Here is a 17,085-nt window from a genome sequence, read left to right as displayed (position 1 = left end):
AAAATGAGGTTATATTTCATGGAGGTTACTATGAAATTTTTACGCACAGCTCTTTTGAGCACAATCTTGGCCACAAGTTTAGCAAGTAATAACGTTTACGCTGCGGCAAACAACCCAGAACCAGACGCAAGGCACCATCTCGTTGATACTGAATCTGATGCACAGTTAAACCGTTACAAAATGGCTATTTTTTTTACAAGCTTAAAACTTGCTCAAATCGTATTATCCAACTCCATGAACAGCACAGCAAGGCTTGGTTCTGAACTCTGCCAAGAAACCGATACAATATTTTCACACCCACAGTTGCAAACAGTACCAACCGCTGGAGTTTTTTCTGAAATAATTTCTCAACTACTTTTGGGAATAAACACTACGCAAACATGCAGCGAGCTTGAAATGGATTTTATAAACGCATATGAAGGCTATCAATTCATTACCCCGCTAGCAACCTATTTACTACCGATTTCCTTTGCATTGTTAGTAATTTACCAACTATGCAACCGCGCACGAAGATAGAAAGGTTTATTATGAAATTTTTACGTACAGCTCTTTTGAGCACAATCTTAGTCACAAGTTTAGTGAGCAATAACGTTTACGCTGCGGCAACAAGCCCGATAGAAGATCTCCGCATTGCTCAAACTAATCGCATAATGTCTGTTGAAGAAAAAATTCAACTCATTCGAAACATACTTTACAACAGCAACATTCAAGATATTGACAATATTGAACGACTTGGACAACGCATTGATACACTTGAAGCATCACAAAATTACGAAGAACTTAAGCATGTCGGCCTGAGTACAATCATAAAAAAATTGATTGATTTGCTCCAGGCACCTCATATTACACAATCTGCTGCTACCCAAACGCAAGAAGAATTTGAAAACAACATACGACGTATTTTTGATACCTGGCATGCACAATTGCCGTATCGCGAAATGACCACTCGAGAAGTACTAGTACTGCAAGTACTCATACCATTTTTGGTAAATCTTTTAGAACCTGCCGCCACAGAATTTAAGCAACTAGAACCTGATGATCAGGACTTTAGTGAGGGAGCTTATGTGGCTGTCCGCAGCCCACTATTCCAGGGCATAAAGATGCTTTTCGTGATAGGTAATTTTTGTATGATACTTTATGAGATTTACAAAGTAGTTCCTCGCATAACTGCTCGCACGCAAAGAGCAGCCAGAGCGGTACAAGACAATTGCGCGATATTGTAAGTTTATTACCAAACAATTTGATACAGAAATGAAAGAAAGGGCCGCTCATCGGTCCTTTCTTTCATTTCTGCGCACAAAATCTAAAACTCAACCTCATCCCAAAACTCCCACGACGGATACGGCTCAATTTTGTCGTAGTCGCTAAACAAATCCTCTTTCAAGAAAATACCCAGCTTGGGCAAGGTAACCTTTTCAAGCAGCCACAACGCAGCACTAAAATCTTCACGATTATTATCACGCACCACCACATCAGCTTCTGGATCTTTTAAGACCATTTCAAGTGTTGCCAACATAATCAGCGCACGCTGAATCCCACGCTTCTGTTTTGGACTTGCGGCATAAATTTTGCGCATTCGCCCGCGCCAATGATCACGCTGCCGGTAAGCACCCTCTTCATCAAACACCGTCTTTACTACTTCAAAAGGAAACACGCCAAGCCGCTTAGCTTGTCGTTCATAATTTTCACGGTCCATCTGCCAGTAAGCACTTTCTTTTAAGCATTCTTGCAATTTAACGGTTGGCATTACCGTGCCAGCATCGTGATCGTTTTGATACTTTTGTACAAAGCGCGTCACAATTGGTACGTAGCCATGGGGACTCTTGCTTTTTGCAATGTCACACGTAAAAGCAAAAATACCATTGTTGGTGGCGGTACTTAGCCAATTCATGCGATACGGCTTACCATCAAGCGTGGCATACTCAGAACGCACCGGAACGTTAAACAAAAAGGCCGCCATGCGCACAGCCTGGTCCACTGTTTTTTGTTGCCAACGCTCAAAAAGCGGCTGCACCACGTGAAACGTTTGCGCGTCGTAGCTCTGCACAAAGAGCGGCACACCAAAAAATTCCTCTTGCGGCAGCATCAGCTCGCGCTGACTGTCGGCCTTGGTAAAGATCAAGTTACACAGCGAGGCGTACCAAGAAGCACGCAGTGAACGCACCATTGGTGCCAGCAAATGCTCACTTTTGCATTGCGCAGAAAACTGGAAGAGCAAGCGCGCCATGCGATCGCGATTAGTGGGCAAGTTTAAACTCAACGCACCCTCAACACCAACCATACGCTTGTCTGGCAGCACATGGCCAGGGTTTTTCCACAAGCGATTAACCGTGTCGTGGCGCAGATGGTGCGTAAAATATTCTTCGAGCAATTGTGAAAATTTCCAAACTCTGTTGAAAGAAAATTTCTGAACATTGAGATACGACTTTGAAAGACCATAAACCTGTTCAAGACTTGCCACTTCGTGCGCCATCTTGTTGTGCAAATGTGGGTTGAGGTAGCTACCTGTGCTGCTTGCCGCAGCTAGCACATGCTCATGCAACAACGGTGTCAGCGTTTGCAAATCTATCCCTTTTAAATCGCCCTCTTTGCGCTCAACAATCATTTTGCACAGCACCAGCCGAATGAGTGATTCTAGCTTAAGCGCCAAGCGAACACGTGCTGCCGTCTCTTTTTTAAGCATGCAGTGTAGCAACTCGCCGCCGCTAATAAAATCTTTATATAAACTGTGCGCCACATCAAAATGACTATCAAGCAAGGCCATTTGCTGAATGAGATAATTGATACGAATGTTTTCTCGCGAAGAACGCGGGTACATACTCATAAAGTCTATAAAGACTACATTTTCTACCCCACCCTCTTTAAGTTTGTTGACCAGATCATCAAGAAAGTAATTGTACGGCAATGGAAAACGAATACCTTCAAAAAACATCATCTGCTCAGATTCAATATTTTTTAGTCCTTCAGACTTTACCGTTGCAAGCGTGGTAAAAAAACGAATCTCGAGCGGATTGTCGCGATTAAACAAATAGTGCGTACCGTTGTGTTCAAAAGGAATCCAATTGTTAGTATCAATTTTTTTGAGCAAAAACAAATTACGAATAAACGACAAATCTGGCAATGCGGGATCGTAAATGCGCTTATCAAAAAAACCATTCTTTTTTATCATGTTGTAAACATACGCAAACTTTTCTTCGTAGGCTTTTTCCAACGATTGTGCATGCTCTTTAACAAATTCCTGCAGCTTTTTAAAATCATCAACAGAATATTCGGTCTGCGCATCAACATAAACCAAGCCATCTGGCTTGTAGGTAAAATGGCTCATTTGTGCCGGCAGGTCGGCAATGTAAATATTATCTTTGAACTGAAATACTTCGGCCAACTGCGACGACGAGTTATCAACATGGCCAAATTGGTCAACATGGTCGCCAAAGCGCATCCAGTTTTTAATATTACCCAGCATGGTACTTTTACCCACACCGTCAACAAAACTGCAAAAAACATAGGCAGTCTTTTTATAATCAACCGGCTTTAATGTCTTGGCAAACGACTTTACAAACGCCTGCGCGTTGCGCGTTACTTCTTTCTCTTGTTTAGTAAAAATTTCGATTGGATACGTCAGGTCAGGCCCGATAAAAAACTTGAAAAGCGGCAGCCCAGAACGAATAACGTGGCGCGCGGCCTCAATAGAAAAGAAGATATCTTGCGTACCGGCAACCTGCTTATTACCCACACGGAAGGCAGACTGATACAGTTTTTCCCAAAACCTGATCAGCCATTCAAACGTACCGTGCGGGTCTTGACGCAACACGCAGTCCATAACTTTTTTTTGTGCATTTTCAATTAACCCCAGCGCATCACCAAACGCATGCTCCTGAAAAATACCGGCACGATCATCAAAGATTGCTATATTTTCTGCATTGATGTGGGTATAAACCGACTGCCAATCATCAGTTATTTTATACAAATCTTTGAACAAAAAACCGGTCATAAAACCAAAGCGATTATGCAAACGCAGCGACCACCCCGCCTTATTTTTCAAGCTGGCTTCATCGCTAATTTTTGCTTGGCGATAGTCGGTATAATAATTGGGCACCGCATTTTCTTCGTAACCCAAAATAACATTACGCCCCACCAAATTAAAGCCTTCATCACGCAAACGTGCTTCAAGCTGGTCAAAGCTCTGAGACGTGTAGCTGAGCAAAAACGGGTGGTATTCGTGCACATAGCGCCCCTCGGGGCTGAACTCATAATTTTTAATAAAGCTTTCTAAAAATTGCTGATCAAATGAAGGGGTAGTTGGTGCTAAAAGCCCACCAACACATAAAAAAAGGCTGCAAGCCAAAAAGCGCTGTATTGTACTCATCATGCTCCCAAAAAGTGCGCTTCGTACGCTATGCGCTTGGCTTCATCATCATCGCCATACGAATCTTCAATAAATTGTAAATCATCGCGCCCCAACTTTTTTTTGAGCAAGCATATAAGCTCTTTGCCGGTCCGCATGGCCTCTTGATAATCAACTTCGTACACGCTGGCACGCAGCTTGTCGATCACAAATTCAAGCTCGCGGTAATAACGCTCAACCGTTCTTAAATCTTTAAGCAGAATGCCCTCGTTAAACAACTTGATCAAATAATCAAAGCAAAGCGCATAAAAATCGGCCATCACGGTTTCATCAATTTTTTTAATACTGTCAGCCAGTGGACGCATGTTGCGATGAGCAAACGGCGAGGTGCTACTGTAAAACTCATAATCATCTTCAAGAAAAAACACTTCGCCAGAATCTATATCAACACGACTGCGCTTCAAAAATTGATTAATAAAAGCGCATTGATCTACAATGTGCTCCCAATACAAAACCAAATTAAATTTCGTCTGATCATCAACAAAATAAAACCACGGCCGCTCAGTAAAAACATCAACAATGTCACGCAGTGCCTGCGTAATTTGCTCAGGCTTCATCATCAAAAAAAAGCGATCGCGAATAACAAAAACTTTGGGATAATATTTTTCGATATAACCTTCACAAAAGCCAACGGGTCGCTTTGGCGGCAGCTGACCATCTTCGTCTTCTTCAAAACGAACGCCACGCTTTTCTGCTTGCATCAACGCGCTAAACTCTTGGTCTTGCAACAAGTTACCCAGCTCTTTAAAGAACGCTTGTTGTTCTATAATTTTTGGCCCTTCTGCTTCTGTTGTTGCATGCACAGCAACATCGTGCGCATCAACTCGAACAGCCAACCAAGAAAAAACAAGCACAACGAGCAAGCATACTTTTTTATTGCTCAGCATATAATAACCGACTATAAACGCGTAAACTATCAATAATTCCCACCGAGCACTGCTGCAACACAAGATGCATGCGACGTCGCTGTGCCTGAAAATCTTGAACCGGATCGTTTAACAATTGCTCAATAAATTGTGCAAATATTTCAACACAATCAACCAACGCACTATTTTGTTGATCGAGCACAATACCAAGATCATCCCCGTGCTCCAAACGCTCCTGTGCGCTTACACACACCAACGCTAGCAGGTTTTCTATTTCATCAATTAATGCTGCAAAATCGGTAGTTACATCGTGACAAAAATAAGGCTTAAACGTTTCTTGATCATCAGCTTGATCTTTAAACCATGCGTTCATATCATTCATAAAGCGCGACAACGACAAACCAAGTCGCTCAATATTAGCCACAATATCACGATCAATACCTTTAAAAAACCACACTTCGTCTTCTTGAAAAAACTGCTTAAGATTTGCTAGTGAAAACTCTTGGGCATTGTTAAACATATGCCAAATCATGCCAACAATAAAAGAATAAAAAGCAAAGCTAGCACCATCTTTTACCGAATGTTTTACGCGACCAAGAAAGCTACGCCGCTCTTCCCATTCACGCAAACGCTCTTGCTTCAACCGCTCATATTCTGACTTTTCAGCAGCAGACTGTGCAGGATTTTTTACATCTTGGTCATGTGCTACTTCTTTTTCTGGTACAAAATAACACCACAATTCGTAGCCAAGATACAACGTGCTAGCTGCCACAACAGCACCACCAGCAAAGCTTGCCACACGGCCACGTTTTTTGGTACGTTCAATACGCTTGGCAAAAAGCTCCTGCTTGCGTTTAATAGAACTGAGACGCATGCGCGGCAACTCGATGCACGTGCTCAAAGCTGGAACAAACGTTGTTGCAGGCTGAGCATTGCCCACGCACAACGCGGTTACCATGCTCAGCATAAAAATTCTAAAATATGTCATAGCTACTTTTACCACATACCTGCCGGATACATATCATCATTCATAGCACCCCGACGGTAGGGATTATCACTACTTTTGTCACGACCAAAGGTTGAATCGCCCAACGAATCGCTTCCCTTTTTTAGCGAATAGGTTCGTGGCGTTACTTTAACCACTAAGCGCTTAAACAGGTTTTCTAAGTTTGTTTTTGTCGCGGTAATAATTGCTTTATTTGAATGCAGCTGAGCATCAAGATCGTTCAATGACTTTGAGGCCAACAAGAGATCTTTAAAGTCAACCAGGCGCTTGATAATTTGCCGTGCATAAAAAGCCTCAAGTGAATCATCTTCGTAATATTCGCAGCGTCGTGCAAGTTCGTCGGCAATGCGCTCAAACTGCTCGGCATAACCAAACACCAACTCAACCCACACACCTTCTGCCGTCTCATTAGCAGATCCACCATTTTCAGTATCGTCAGTTGCATCAAGATCAAATTTGCGACGCGTCATATCATAACCACGCAAACTGTCTTTTAAACCATCTTTAACCATGCGTTCAATGTCATTAAAGGTGCTTTTAATAAAGTCGTGCCAGCCTTCAAGCATTTCTGGAATAAACGGTTTTTTATCTTCGTGAAACAGCAATAAGCAAAATCCATCCCACACATCCACAAGCCAGCCAAACATCTTGTCCCACGCCCCGCCCAGCACTACTTCGCACGAACCTTCAATGCGCTTGCCCAAAACATCGCCAACCGCTTTTGAAGCACGAAGCGTTAAGCCTTGAACTAAACCATCTTTTATATTATCAATCTTAGTATCATCGAGCATTTCCCACTCATCTTTACCAGCAAAACCCCGCGCCACCAACGTGCCCGCAGTGCTCGACAAGAAAAGACGATCGCGACGATCTTCCAACCGCTTAATTAAGTCAATATGGCGTGTTATATCTTTATCTAATTTTTCCATATCAGTTGTTGGCAACGGATTCACTTTTTCAGCCTGCAAAGCCTGTAATCGGACTCTTTTCTCTTGAACTTTTCTCTCAAGGACTTCGTCTTGTTTTACTTTACCCAAAACAGCTCCTGTTGATTTGTCCATATACGCCCCATAACCGCCACGCAACATCATTTCTGGATAATAATCTCGGTCAGTTCGATCTGGCGCCGGTGCCGATCCAGCACCAACAAGTCTTTCACTATAAAATAAACAAACAAAAACTGGAAAAATAAGATAAACAATCGACCAACGTCTGCTCATACACAACACCCTTCATTGACTAATTTTTTTATCTGCAAAATATCAAATAATGCTTTTGTGACATGCATTATAACAAGCAAGCAGATAAATGCAACAACGTGCAATTGTGCACAAAAAAGATACAAAAATCATAATAATAATTTGAAGACAGATCTAGTCACGCTCAAACTCAATACCCATCTCGCGGGCTTCGTCAAGCTGTTCTTCAACCAAATCATACAAAACATACGGACAATCAATCTCTGACCGTTGATAGTGGGGATTTCTTTGCCGATCTAACTTTTCTTGCGTAATCTCAAAGATATCAATACCCCGGCCTTCTGCCTGCCCAAGCTGTCTTTTAACCAAGCGTATCAGGCGTTTGTCAAGCTCAGTATATTCTATAAAATTGAGCACCAAACTGATCCCAACATTCACATGAGGCTCTCCAGCAATGTTAGACTCACAGGCTTTATACAAAGCATCTTCGCTTGATAAAACCTGCTGCGCAGAACGGGTCGCTCGCGTAACTCTTGTGGCGTTATTTGGCACATTGCTACCATGTTGACCAAGCTCAGCTACTGGTTCTACTGTTTTGAAAAACTCAAGCAAAAGTTCTTGTTCAACATTGTTTCTGGCACACGCCTGCATTAAAGAATCAAGCGAGCATGCTAACGTGCCACTGCCAGCAAAACCAGACAGCAGGTCGCCAAAGCCCAGACCACCACCATGTTCATGGTGCCCATGGGCGTTGTGCTTATTGTTTTCTTTCTCTTGTTTATCTTTTTTTACATCGTGAGCGTTCATATTATCTTGTGCCAGGTCATCTACCGACGACACATCGGCATCTTCTGGGCTTTCAGTGGGCGGGACATGTAGTTTATCTGGCTTTTTGCCGGGAGGCTTTGAGGAATCTTTAGGGGTTTCTGACGGCGACATTGGCTCGCTCCAACGTGGCAACATATTCCATAACTTTTCCCACAACTCAGTAAGCCACTCGTGCACTTCATTAAAAAAATCCAACAGCGGCTGGTACCACTTGTATTCCCAAAAATAATAAATGCCCAACGCTACGCCAAGAATAATAACAATATCAAGAAGCCTAACCTTAATCCGAACCGCTTCTTTTTCTTCAGGTTCTTTTTCCTCAAATTGCTGAACAAGCAATCTTTGTTGCTCCAACAATTTGTTCATAGTTGTTATTAAAGCAACCGTAGAGCCGCCTTGCTGGCCGCACTGAACAATCACGTTGTTAAGTAATTCATGTAAATCTTCTTGGCACAAAGAAGTGGCAGCGGCAGCAACCGGCTCCGCGGCACCCGTTTCTAGCGGTTGCGCAACAGGCATCAACCACAGCACAATCAATAAAAGAAACATGTTATGCCGCCTGCGCATTAATCCAAACTTCACGTTGTTTTTCCCATTCCTGCACCTGCTGCTGACTCTGCTGCGCTCTTTCGATTATGGCACACACTATATCGTTGATAAGTTTTCCATTGTGTCGTCGAGCAACAACAATCATTTCTTCGGCAATAAATTTTATAGTACGCGGCGAAAAGCCATCCATTAATTGAGCATACTCAGCAAATTTGCTTCTGACTTCTGGCTGAATATCAACGACCGCATCCTTATTTGCTTGTGCAAATTTTTCAAGATACATCGCCAACATAAGTGCCCGCTCCGGCGCACCCGGCAGCTCAATTTCAATAGAAATACCAATACGATCAATAATGGCATCGTCCAGTTTGAACGGATGGTTGGTAGCAAAAATAAACATAATATTTTTCTGCGCACCATCTTGCACCAGCGCCAAAAACGTATTAATAAAATCTTGCGTTAACTTTGACGTTGTTAAAAGTTTACGGTTGGCAAACAATGAATCAGCTTCATCAATAAAAACAATAAAGCCTTCTTCGTGGTCGTCTGCCCATTGAATAAACTTACGCAACTCATCGTTGGCCGTGCTCAAGTCGGTAATTTTTGCAAACTCAGAACCAGACGTAAATGCATAACCAAGCTTTAAATGATGCGCCAAAGCCCTTACAAAGGCGGTCTTGCCGGTGCCAGGAAGACCATACAGCAAAACGTTGGGGAAATTTTCATGAAATGATCGCGCCGAATCTACGCGTAAAATAAGATCATACAGCTGCTCTTGAACCCCTGGCGTAAACAAAAGATCGCTCAGATCGCAATCATCCAACGGTTCACTGCTTACAAACCACCCAGTTTCCGATGTCTCGCTGATAACGCGCGGTTTTGAAAAATAATCAATAAGAGCAGGTATGCCATATTTAATAACAAAAAAACCCAAGGTAAAGAGCGTCAACCCACCAACAATTTTTGCGATTAATTTGGGGTCATGCATCATGTCTTTTATACTTGCCCATTTTACCTTCTCAGCATCAACCGTTGCTTGAGCGCGCATTTTTTCGCTCTCTTTAAAAATACCACGTCGCTGCTTTTCACGAATTTTTTCACGAGCAACATGAACTTTGTCTGCCACAGTATCTTGATATTTTTTTTCAGCATCTTGGCGAACCTGATCATAAATCCCCTGTGCTGCCTGCTCTACCGTTGCATCAAAAGTATTGATCTGCTCTTGCACGGCGTGCGCAGCTTGCTGAGCAGCAGTAAGCTCTTGGCCCAGCGTGTTCATAGATGCCAACAATCCCTGTAGCTGTTCTTGCGTTTGTGTAGCAGATGCATGAGCATCAAGAGCTGTATTATTTGATGAGTGCGCTAATGAAAAACTTTGATTCAAGAGACATAACGAATCTTGCGCGTGATCTTTGACCGAGTTAACTTCTCTGCTCAAGCTTCGTAAAGAACGCACATAAACATCTTGAATGCGGGCAAGCTCTGTGAGCGCTGGGCTTTGCGCTGAACTACTAGAACTTGACGACGACGACGTGCCACCCGTCTTTGCTTGCTGCGCTGAATATAAGTTTTGAATAACAAGTAAACTGACAAAAAATATAAAAAATTGTTTTTTTTGCGATAACGACATGATGCAAGCCCCTTCCCAGTGCTTAGAAAAATAATTCCCGTCCTGGTACAAGCGTTGCATTAAATGCCAAAGAGAAACAATATATTAAGAAAAGTTTATAAATTAAGTATTGTTACAAGAAAAACTTAATTTCTGTTTTGTGTAAAAAATAAGTAAAAAAAGCCCACTTTTTAGAAGGTGGGCTTTTTTTACTTATTTTTTAAGATACTGCCCGGTTAAGCTGCTTTTAACCTTGCACACCGCTTCTGGCGTGCCACTCGCAACTACCAAACCGCCTTGATCGCCACCTTCAGGTCCAATGTGGGCTCATTCATTTGGGTACTCGGCTAAAGCCATCTGACTTAGCTCAAGAAGTCCAATATTACAAGCATAATCAAGGCGTTCCTGTAGAGATTTTACTAGGACTAAGTCAATATTTTTCCGCAATCTAATTTTGCTAAAAATATCTACAGGAGACTGATCTACTTCGTGCAAATCGCCTTGAATGGAACCACATGCGACTTCACTATTTTTCCAAGCATTGCCTGAACAAGATTGAGATTTTTGACTATTAAGAGATACGTCTTTACCAAAAATATCTGCCGCTTCTAAAATTTCTACACCATTACCTGAGCTAAACAGAAACTCTTCATCCAGATTGTTGTTTGAAGTGTTTTTACCTGAAACTCTTGCTTTTTCGTCGCTTCCTGTTCCATTGTTGGAACGAGATTGAGATTTTTGACTATCAAGAGGTACGTCTTTGCCGAAAATATCTCCATCTTCCCAACTTTCTACACCATTACCTGAGCTAAACAGAAACTCTTCATTCAGATTATTACTTGAAGTGTTTTTACTTGAAAATCTCGTTCTTCCACCTCTTCCTATTCCATTGTTTGAACGAGGTCGAGATCTTTGACTATTAATAGGTACGTCTTTGCCAAAAATATCTGCGTCTTTCTCATTTTCCAGAGCATTACCTGCACTAGGCTGAGCTTCTTCATACAAATTGCCTCGGCTTGAAGCATGTCTTGCACCACTACCTTTCAAAACATGACCTGGACAATATTGAGATTCTCCGTGCAAATCATCGGCTGATATATTGTAATTTGGGGCTTTGGTTCTACTGCTATCACAACACTCCGATTCCTTGTCCTGGTTGTTTTCCCCTGAATCATTCTCATGATTCCCCCACGCAGGCAACCAACTTCTCAATTTTTGAAGAAAGTCAACTTTCCAAATAACATAAATGCTCAAAATAAGACAAACAATAATAACTACTCCAGAAAATTTTCTCTTTATACGAAAACCTACCTTCTCTTCCCCACTCTTTTTTTCATGATCAAGCTTTTCAAGAATTGACCGCTGACTCCGCAATAAGTCATTGATCGTCAACCTTAACACCTGATCACCATTGCTCTGTTGATTATTCTGTGGAATCATTTTTTTTATTTTTTTAATTGAATCGTCTTGCGACAAAGCCCCCAAAAAATCTTCTTCAAAAGCTTGGCCTATATCTTCAACAGCAGTAGTCAATTCACTATCGCAAGCTTGCGTTAAGGGCTGGAGAAATGGCAACCACCATACCCCACCAACAAACACTACTATTCTGGACACCATACCAAGCCTGTTCTTCATGCAGCCACCCCAGAAAATTGCAAACCAACCCATGCATCACGTTCTTTTTCCCATTGCTGTATTTGTTGCTGGCTACGCTTTGATTTGTCAATTATAGCATGAACAATATCATCAGTAAGCTGACCATTTTGCCGTCGAGCAACAACAATCATTTCTTCGGAAATACATTTCATGGTACGCGGCGAAAAGCCTTCTAACTTTTCAGCATACTCAGCAAGCTTATCCATAACTTCTGGCAGTATATGAACAGTTTTTTGTGCAAATTTTTCAAGATACATCGCGAGAATCAACACCCGCTCCGCAACGCCTGGCAGTTCAATTTCAATAGAAACACCAACACGACTAATAATTGCATCGTCCAGTTTAAACGGGTGGTTGGTGGCAAAAATAAACATGATATTTTTCTGCGCACCATCTTGAACAAGTGCCAAAAACGTATTAATAAAATCTTGCGTTAACTTTGACGTTGTTAAAAGTTTACGGTTGGCAAACAATGAATCAGCTTCATCAATAAAAACAATAAACCCTTCTTCGTGATCATCAGCCCATCGAATGAATTTACGAAGCTCATCATTAGCTGTATTAAGATCAGTAATTTTTGCAAACTCAGAACCTGATGTGAAAGCATAACCGAGCTTTAAATGATGCGCTAGTGCTCTTACAAAAGCTGTTTTGCCAGTACCTGAAGGACCATAAAGCAAAACGTTTGGAAAATTTTCATGAAACATTTTTGCAGAATCTATACGTAAAACAAGATCATAAAGCTGCTCCTGAACAACAGGAGTAAATAAGAGATCATTGATATCAAGATCTTCAACCACCCTTCTTTGTCCAAACCAACCAGCTTCTGAAGTCTCACTGATCACACGCGGCTTTGAAAAATAATCCAAAACAAACGGTACACCATATTTTATGATATAAAAACCAAGCACAGTCAGGGTCACCCCACCAACAATTTTTGCAATAAATACAGTATCTTGAAGCATTTCTTTTATGCTGTCCCATTTTACTTTTTCAGCATCAACGGTTGCCTGCGCATGCAATTTTGCTTCTTGATCAAAAATACCCCGGCGCTCCATTTCATCAATTTTTGCTTGAGCAATACGAATTTTTTCTTCAACGTTGTTTTGGCTTTTTCGTTCGGCATCATCGCGTACTTGCTCGTAAATTTCCTGCGCAGCCTCCGTTACCCTTGCATTAAATTCGTCAAATCTTTCTTGAATTTCCTGAGCAGACTGTTGCAAACCACCCTGAGTATCTTGAACAAATTGCTGTATACCATTCTGAGCATCTTGCATAGACTGTTGTAAACCACTCTGGACATCTTGAGAAGATTGTCGCATGGTAGCTAGCTCTTGCTCAAGAGTATCAGCATCTTCAATTAATTTATCTACACGAATTACTGCTCTTTTTGAATAGTCTTTCGCTTTCTCGGCCTCTTTTTTTGCATCACAAGCAATACGTAAAGCATTCTCAGACGCCATATGCGCCCTATTTGCTGTCTGCACAGCATTGTTTGAGGCTTTTTGAGCATATTCGGCATATTCTTTTACGTTCATCACCGTGTTATCTGCATTCGCACGAACAGGTTTTGATCCACTTTTTGTACTTGATTGTTGAGTAGAGCTACTAGAACTTCCTTCTTGTGGCGATTGGACAGAAGCTCGACTTTGCCCAGAGCCCTTAGCTTCAGTCTGCTGACTGGTGTTTTCAGGAGCTGGCTTTGGCACAGAGCTACCGCTTTCAGCCCATTGCTCCGCATGAGAAGCTAATGTTAGCCCTGACGCTTGTTGCCTCAAACTTTCTAAGTCTCCCCCTTGCTCAGTGTTCTCAGAAGCCAGTTTTTGCTTTGCACTGCGACGCTCAGCCCGCCGCCTCAATCTAGAAGAACTCTCCTGCTGACTAGTACTCTCAGAAAGTGACGGTCTCGAATTACGCCTTTCAGCCTGTTTCTTTTGATCAGAAACTTGCCTTGGCATCTTAGGCTGCTCAGAGTTATTAATCTCTGGCTGCTGCATTGAATAAATATTTTGGATATTAAAAGTACCGATGATACTCACAGCGGCTATGAAAAATTGTGATTTACGTGATAACAACATGATGCAAACTCCTTTTATTCTTGCTGTTTTAACGCGTCATTCTGAAAAATAATTCTCGCAAGGCTATACAAGTTTTTCGAAATGGCAACAATGAAGAAAATAATAGTCTTTACCACTAAATTTAAATAATTCTTTTCTCTAGACAACATCAGCACACCTGTCTATAGTGTCCAACAGAATTTCAATCAACGGGTACTTCCTTCAAACCAAAAGTAGTAATTTATGATTTCTTTTATTCGCAAAAGATCGCCTTTTGTTTTTCTGATCATCAGCTTTTCCGTTCCATACTTATTTGGCACCCCTGCAACAAATTTGCCAGAACTACACTTTACCTACCCAGAAAAGAAAAATACTTACGGAATAAGAACTGGGTCAACCGAACCTTCTCTCTGGCAGAACCTACCTACAAACCAAAACATTATCGCCCGCATCAATCTTGCACACATGTCTCCGACTGACTTTGAACAGGCATTTCAAAACGAACCAAACAAAAAAGATATTCTCAATGATTATAAGCTCTATGCATTTTCTGCCTTTCGCGCTTATGCGCGCTCTTTGCCGTGCTACAATGAATTCATGTTGTCATTGCAAGAAAAAATTAATAACGACAAAAAATTCAGAAAAAGAACTGCACACGTTGAAGGCTTTAAATATAGCTTTTCTTTTTGGTCAGAAAAATCTGGCTTTCATGATTTTGTAAATACCGAAGCAAACAACATTCGCAACAATTTGCAGGCCACACAACAACAGAGACCAGCCCAGATAAAAAAATATTATTTGAATGTTGATAACCAAAATGAACTTGAAGCACTCACTCAAAACTGGATCGAACGAATTCATCTTCAACCCGAAGATTTTATTAAAAATCGATTGATAGATCGAACTAATGCATTGCGCCAAACACACAACAGGCCAGAAGAACGTTTTGATTACTCATCACAAGTACCCAGCACAAAAGCCAATGACAAATACGCAGCGGTATTCAAACAAACCTATGGCACGGCGCTTGACTGTCAACTTCACAAAGAACTATGTCAGACGCGCAATGCCATGTTTGAACTTGAACATAACTTTGACAAAAACTATCACGTAGAAATCATAGCCCCGGCAGTACACCACCTTGCTGCACAAGCAAAAACTGAACAATGCGCATCAATTGCTTTTCAGCTTGCAGATTTTTCTCATGCACTCACTCAACTCGTAGCAAAAGGCTTAGACATTTTTTATGACTTTTCTTCCAGAGCTGGAAAAGGGGTACTAAAAGCAGCTAAAAACACCCTCAGTCTTGAACACTGGCAAGAAATGGCTACCGGGGCGTTGCAGCTGGGCTTATCATTTTTTGATGCAATCGGCCAAGAAGATGCGCGCCAGAACGCAGTACTGACAGCAGCTATTTCAAAAAATTATGATGCAATCCCAGAGTTTGCTCAAGAACACTGTTTGCACACACAGGCCCAGAAAGATGCAATTAGCCATTGCGCAAAAGAAACGTATGAAAAAATAAAAGCCATGTCGTGGCAAGAGATTGTTGAAAACGGCACTGAGCTTGGTGCTACCATGATTTTTGATACGTTGGCATTGCATACTTTGAACGGATTTGCTACTAAAACCAGTCGCGCCGTTGCTGAACGAATAAGCAATGCGGTGGAAAAGGGAGCCCCTCTTGCTCAGCAATATGCTCTTGAAGTTGCCGGCTTTGGCAAACTCACAGTTGATGACGGGGTTAAAGTCGCACAAGAGGCAGCTGACTTTTTTAAAAATAACCCAGAACTCATAATGGACCGCTATAAACAGGTGTTGGCAAAGCCGAATATAGAAAAAGCTGCAACCCCAGCAACAACATCGTTATGGCACTCAGAAAATATTCCTCTCAGCGCTATATACGGTGAGGTAAAGGAAATTGCACCGGAAATAATGCCACGCCAAAATCTGAAACATTATTTTCTAGGAGAGATCAGAACAAAAAAAGGAAGGCAAAAACTCCTAGGTTTTCATCACGCAAGAAGCTACCCTGAAAGAATACAGGAAATAATCATTCCTCCAGACAAATTTGGTATATACCACGCAAAATATATTTATGAAGGCCTCGAGAAGGAATCAACATTCTTCCCGGATCACTGGGATAGAATTACTGTTTTAAAAAAAATCAATGAGGCTTATAGGAATCCGAACAAATTTTACACCGGTGGGTTAATCGGCACAACTTCGGAAGGAATAGAAATAGAAATGTGGTTCTTTAAAAAAGAATCTGGTGAAATAATTATAAACAGTGCGTATCCTAAAAAGGATCAATTATTACATGGCTAACATCAAAATATTAAAAAGTTCCGTGCAAGACAAATCAGAAAAATTGGGTACTTTTTTCGACCAATTCCAAGGAGGCAACTACGTTGTTTATGGCGAGCTTTTCCTGTTCGAATACGACGGCAATGAAAAGGATTTCAACCTACAGACTTTGAAAGATATTTACTTTGACCTCCCGGACAAAAAAGATCTTGACCTGAACCATTCATCGTCAAGATATAAATACATTGATGGGAAAATAAATACTGCGACATGGAACGAAGCCTATAATCAAATCAACCATAACCTCCGATACGCTGCCGCAAGCGAGGGCTGGCAACCAGCTGAGGATACTATGCTGGATATCGTAACGAACGAAGAACATGAAAAACGCAAGCAAATTTTTTGGAAGATAATTCGGGAGAATTTCGACCTACCCCCAGACTACATATTTTTTCACGAGGCTCATTATCTCAGCTACTTCAGCTTTTACGTTATGTGGGGATTCTGCTACATCTTCCTCAATGATGGCAAGGGCCTGGTCATCCATGCAGGAGCAGGTGACTAAAGCAGGCTATACCATTCCTTGCTTGCCCAAGAACACTG

The 17,085-nt window shown here is 41.6% G+C and carries 12 protein-coding genes; 4 read left to right on the top strand and 8 right to left on the bottom strand.

What is annotated here, in order from left to right; all coding sequences use genetic code 11:
- The first annotated feature begins 30 nt into the window (after positions 1–30).
- Both K2W90_02975 and K2W90_02970 read left to right on the top strand, forming a co-directional pair.
- Positions 31–516 (top strand): hypothetical protein, encoded by a 486-nt coding sequence (locus K2W90_02975; protein ID MBY0353306.1) that lies wholly within the window; start codon positions 31–33, stop codon positions 514–516.
- An 11-nt stretch (positions 517–527) separates the two neighbouring features.
- A complete protein-coding gene (locus tag K2W90_02970; GenBank protein MBY0353305.1) occupies positions 528–1,223 on the top strand; it encodes a hypothetical protein in 696 nt (231 codons plus the stop codon).
- Between the two features lie 80 nt (positions 1,224–1,303).
- Here the strand turns inward: K2W90_02970 and K2W90_02965 are convergent, their stop codons facing one another.
- From K2W90_02965 to K2W90_02930, 8 genes are all read right to left on the bottom strand, one after another.
- The gene (locus K2W90_02965) at positions 1,304–4,366 is read right to left on the bottom strand and encodes a hypothetical protein (GenBank protein MBY0353304.1); all 3,063 of its coding nucleotides are present in this window, start codon (positions 4,364–4,366) and stop codon (positions 1,304–1,306) included.
- Positions 4,366–5,292 (bottom strand): hypothetical protein, encoded by a 927-nt coding sequence (locus tag K2W90_02960; protein ID MBY0353303.1) that lies wholly within the window; start codon positions 5,290–5,292, stop codon positions 4,366–4,368. Before K2W90_02960 ends, K2W90_02965 begins: the two co-directional genes overlap by 1 nt.
- Complete coding sequence (locus K2W90_02955; GenBank protein MBY0353302.1) at positions 5,279–6,259, bottom strand: hypothetical protein; 981 nt, start codon at positions 6,257–6,259, stop codon at positions 5,279–5,281. The genes K2W90_02960 and K2W90_02955 overlap by 14 nt, the downstream gene beginning before the upstream one ends.
- 8 nt (positions 6,260–6,267) lie before the next feature.
- A complete protein-coding gene (locus K2W90_02950; protein ID MBY0353301.1) occupies positions 6,268–7,497 on the bottom strand; it encodes a hypothetical protein in 1,230 nt (409 codons plus the stop codon).
- Positions 7,498–7,650: 153 nt separating this feature from the next.
- On the bottom strand, positions 7,651–8,853 hold the full coding sequence (locus K2W90_02945; protein ID MBY0353300.1) for a hypothetical protein: 1,203 nt from the start codon (positions 8,851–8,853) through the stop codon (positions 7,651–7,653).
- A 1-nt stretch (position 8,854) separates the two neighbouring features.
- On the bottom strand, positions 8,855–10,483 hold the full coding sequence (locus K2W90_02940) for an ATP-binding protein (GenBank protein ID MBY0353299.1): 1,629 nt from the start codon (positions 10,481–10,483) through the stop codon (positions 8,855–8,857).
- A gap of 306 nt (positions 10,484–10,789) precedes the next feature.
- Positions 10,790–12,097 (bottom strand): hypothetical protein, encoded by a 1,308-nt coding sequence (locus K2W90_02935; protein ID MBY0353298.1) that lies wholly within the window; start codon positions 12,095–12,097, stop codon positions 10,790–10,792.
- Positions 12,094–14,196 carry an AAA family ATPase gene (locus tag K2W90_02930; GenBank protein MBY0353297.1) on the bottom strand — a complete coding sequence of 701 codons (2,103 nt, stop codon included), beginning with the start codon at positions 14,194–14,196 and terminating at the stop codon, positions 12,094–12,096. The genes K2W90_02935 and K2W90_02930 overlap by 4 nt, the downstream gene beginning before the upstream one ends.
- Positions 14,197–14,418: 222 nt before the next feature.
- Between K2W90_02930 and K2W90_02925 the strand changes: the two genes are divergently transcribed.
- Both K2W90_02925 and K2W90_02920 read left to right on the top strand, forming a co-directional pair.
- A complete protein-coding gene (locus tag K2W90_02925) occupies positions 14,419–16,503 on the top strand; it encodes an EndoU domain-containing protein (protein ID MBY0353296.1) in 2,085 nt (694 codons plus the stop codon).
- The gene (locus K2W90_02920; GenBank protein ID MBY0353295.1) at positions 16,496–17,047 is read left to right on the top strand and encodes a hypothetical protein; all 552 of its coding nucleotides are present in this window, start codon (positions 16,496–16,498) and stop codon (positions 17,045–17,047) included. The genes K2W90_02925 and K2W90_02920 overlap by 8 nt, the downstream gene beginning before the upstream one ends.
- The last annotated feature ends 38 nt before the right edge of the window (positions 17,048–17,085 follow it).

The organism is Candidatus Babeliales bacterium (genome assembly GCA_019749895.1).
In the GTDB taxonomy this organism is placed as follows: Bacteria; Babelota; Babeliae; order Babelales; family RVW-14; genus AaIE-18.
The sequence above is the reverse complement of the archived record's forward strand: the minus strand, read 5'-3'. Positions and strand labels throughout refer to the sequence as shown.

Bases quoted from the DNA above. Each gene is read 5' to 3' on its own strand.
- K2W90_02955 (MBY0353302.1), bottom strand. From the start codon at position 6,259: ATGACATATTTTAGAATTTTTATGCTGAGCATGGTAACCGCGTTGTGC.
- K2W90_02960 (MBY0353303.1), bottom strand. From the start codon at position 5,292: ATGCTGAGCAATAAAAAAGTATGCTTGCTCGTTGTGCTTGTTTTTTCT.
- K2W90_02920 (MBY0353295.1), top strand. From the start codon at position 16,496: ATGGCTAACATCAAAATATTAAAAAGTTCCGTGCAAGACAAATCAGAA.
- K2W90_02945 (MBY0353300.1), bottom strand. From the start codon at position 8,853: ATGTTTCTTTTATTGATTGTGCTGTGGTTGATGCCTGTTGCGCAACCG.
- K2W90_02950 (MBY0353301.1), bottom strand. From the start codon at position 7,497: ATGAGCAGACGTTGGTCGATTGTTTATCTTATTTTTCCAGTTTTTGTT.
- K2W90_02935 (MBY0353298.1), bottom strand. From the start codon at position 12,097: ATGAAGAACAGGCTTGGTATGGTGTCCAGAATAGTAGTGTTTGTTGGT.
- K2W90_02970 (MBY0353305.1), top strand. From the start codon at position 528: ATGAAATTTTTACGTACAGCTCTTTTGAGCACAATCTTAGTCACAAGT.
- K2W90_02940 (MBY0353299.1), bottom strand. From the start codon at position 10,483: ATGTCGTTATCGCAAAAAAAACAATTTTTTATATTTTTTGTCAGTTTA.
- K2W90_02965 (MBY0353304.1), bottom strand. From the start codon at position 4,366: ATGAGTACAATACAGCGCTTTTTGGCTTGCAGCCTTTTTTTATGTGTT.
- K2W90_02930 (MBY0353297.1), bottom strand. From the start codon at position 14,196: ATGTTGTTATCACGTAAATCACAATTTTTCATAGCCGCTGTGAGTATC.
- K2W90_02925 (MBY0353296.1), top strand. From the start codon at position 14,419: ATGATTTCTTTTATTCGCAAAAGATCGCCTTTTGTTTTTCTGATCATC.
- K2W90_02975 (MBY0353306.1), top strand. From the start codon at position 31: ATGAAATTTTTACGCACAGCTCTTTTGAGCACAATCTTGGCCACAAGT.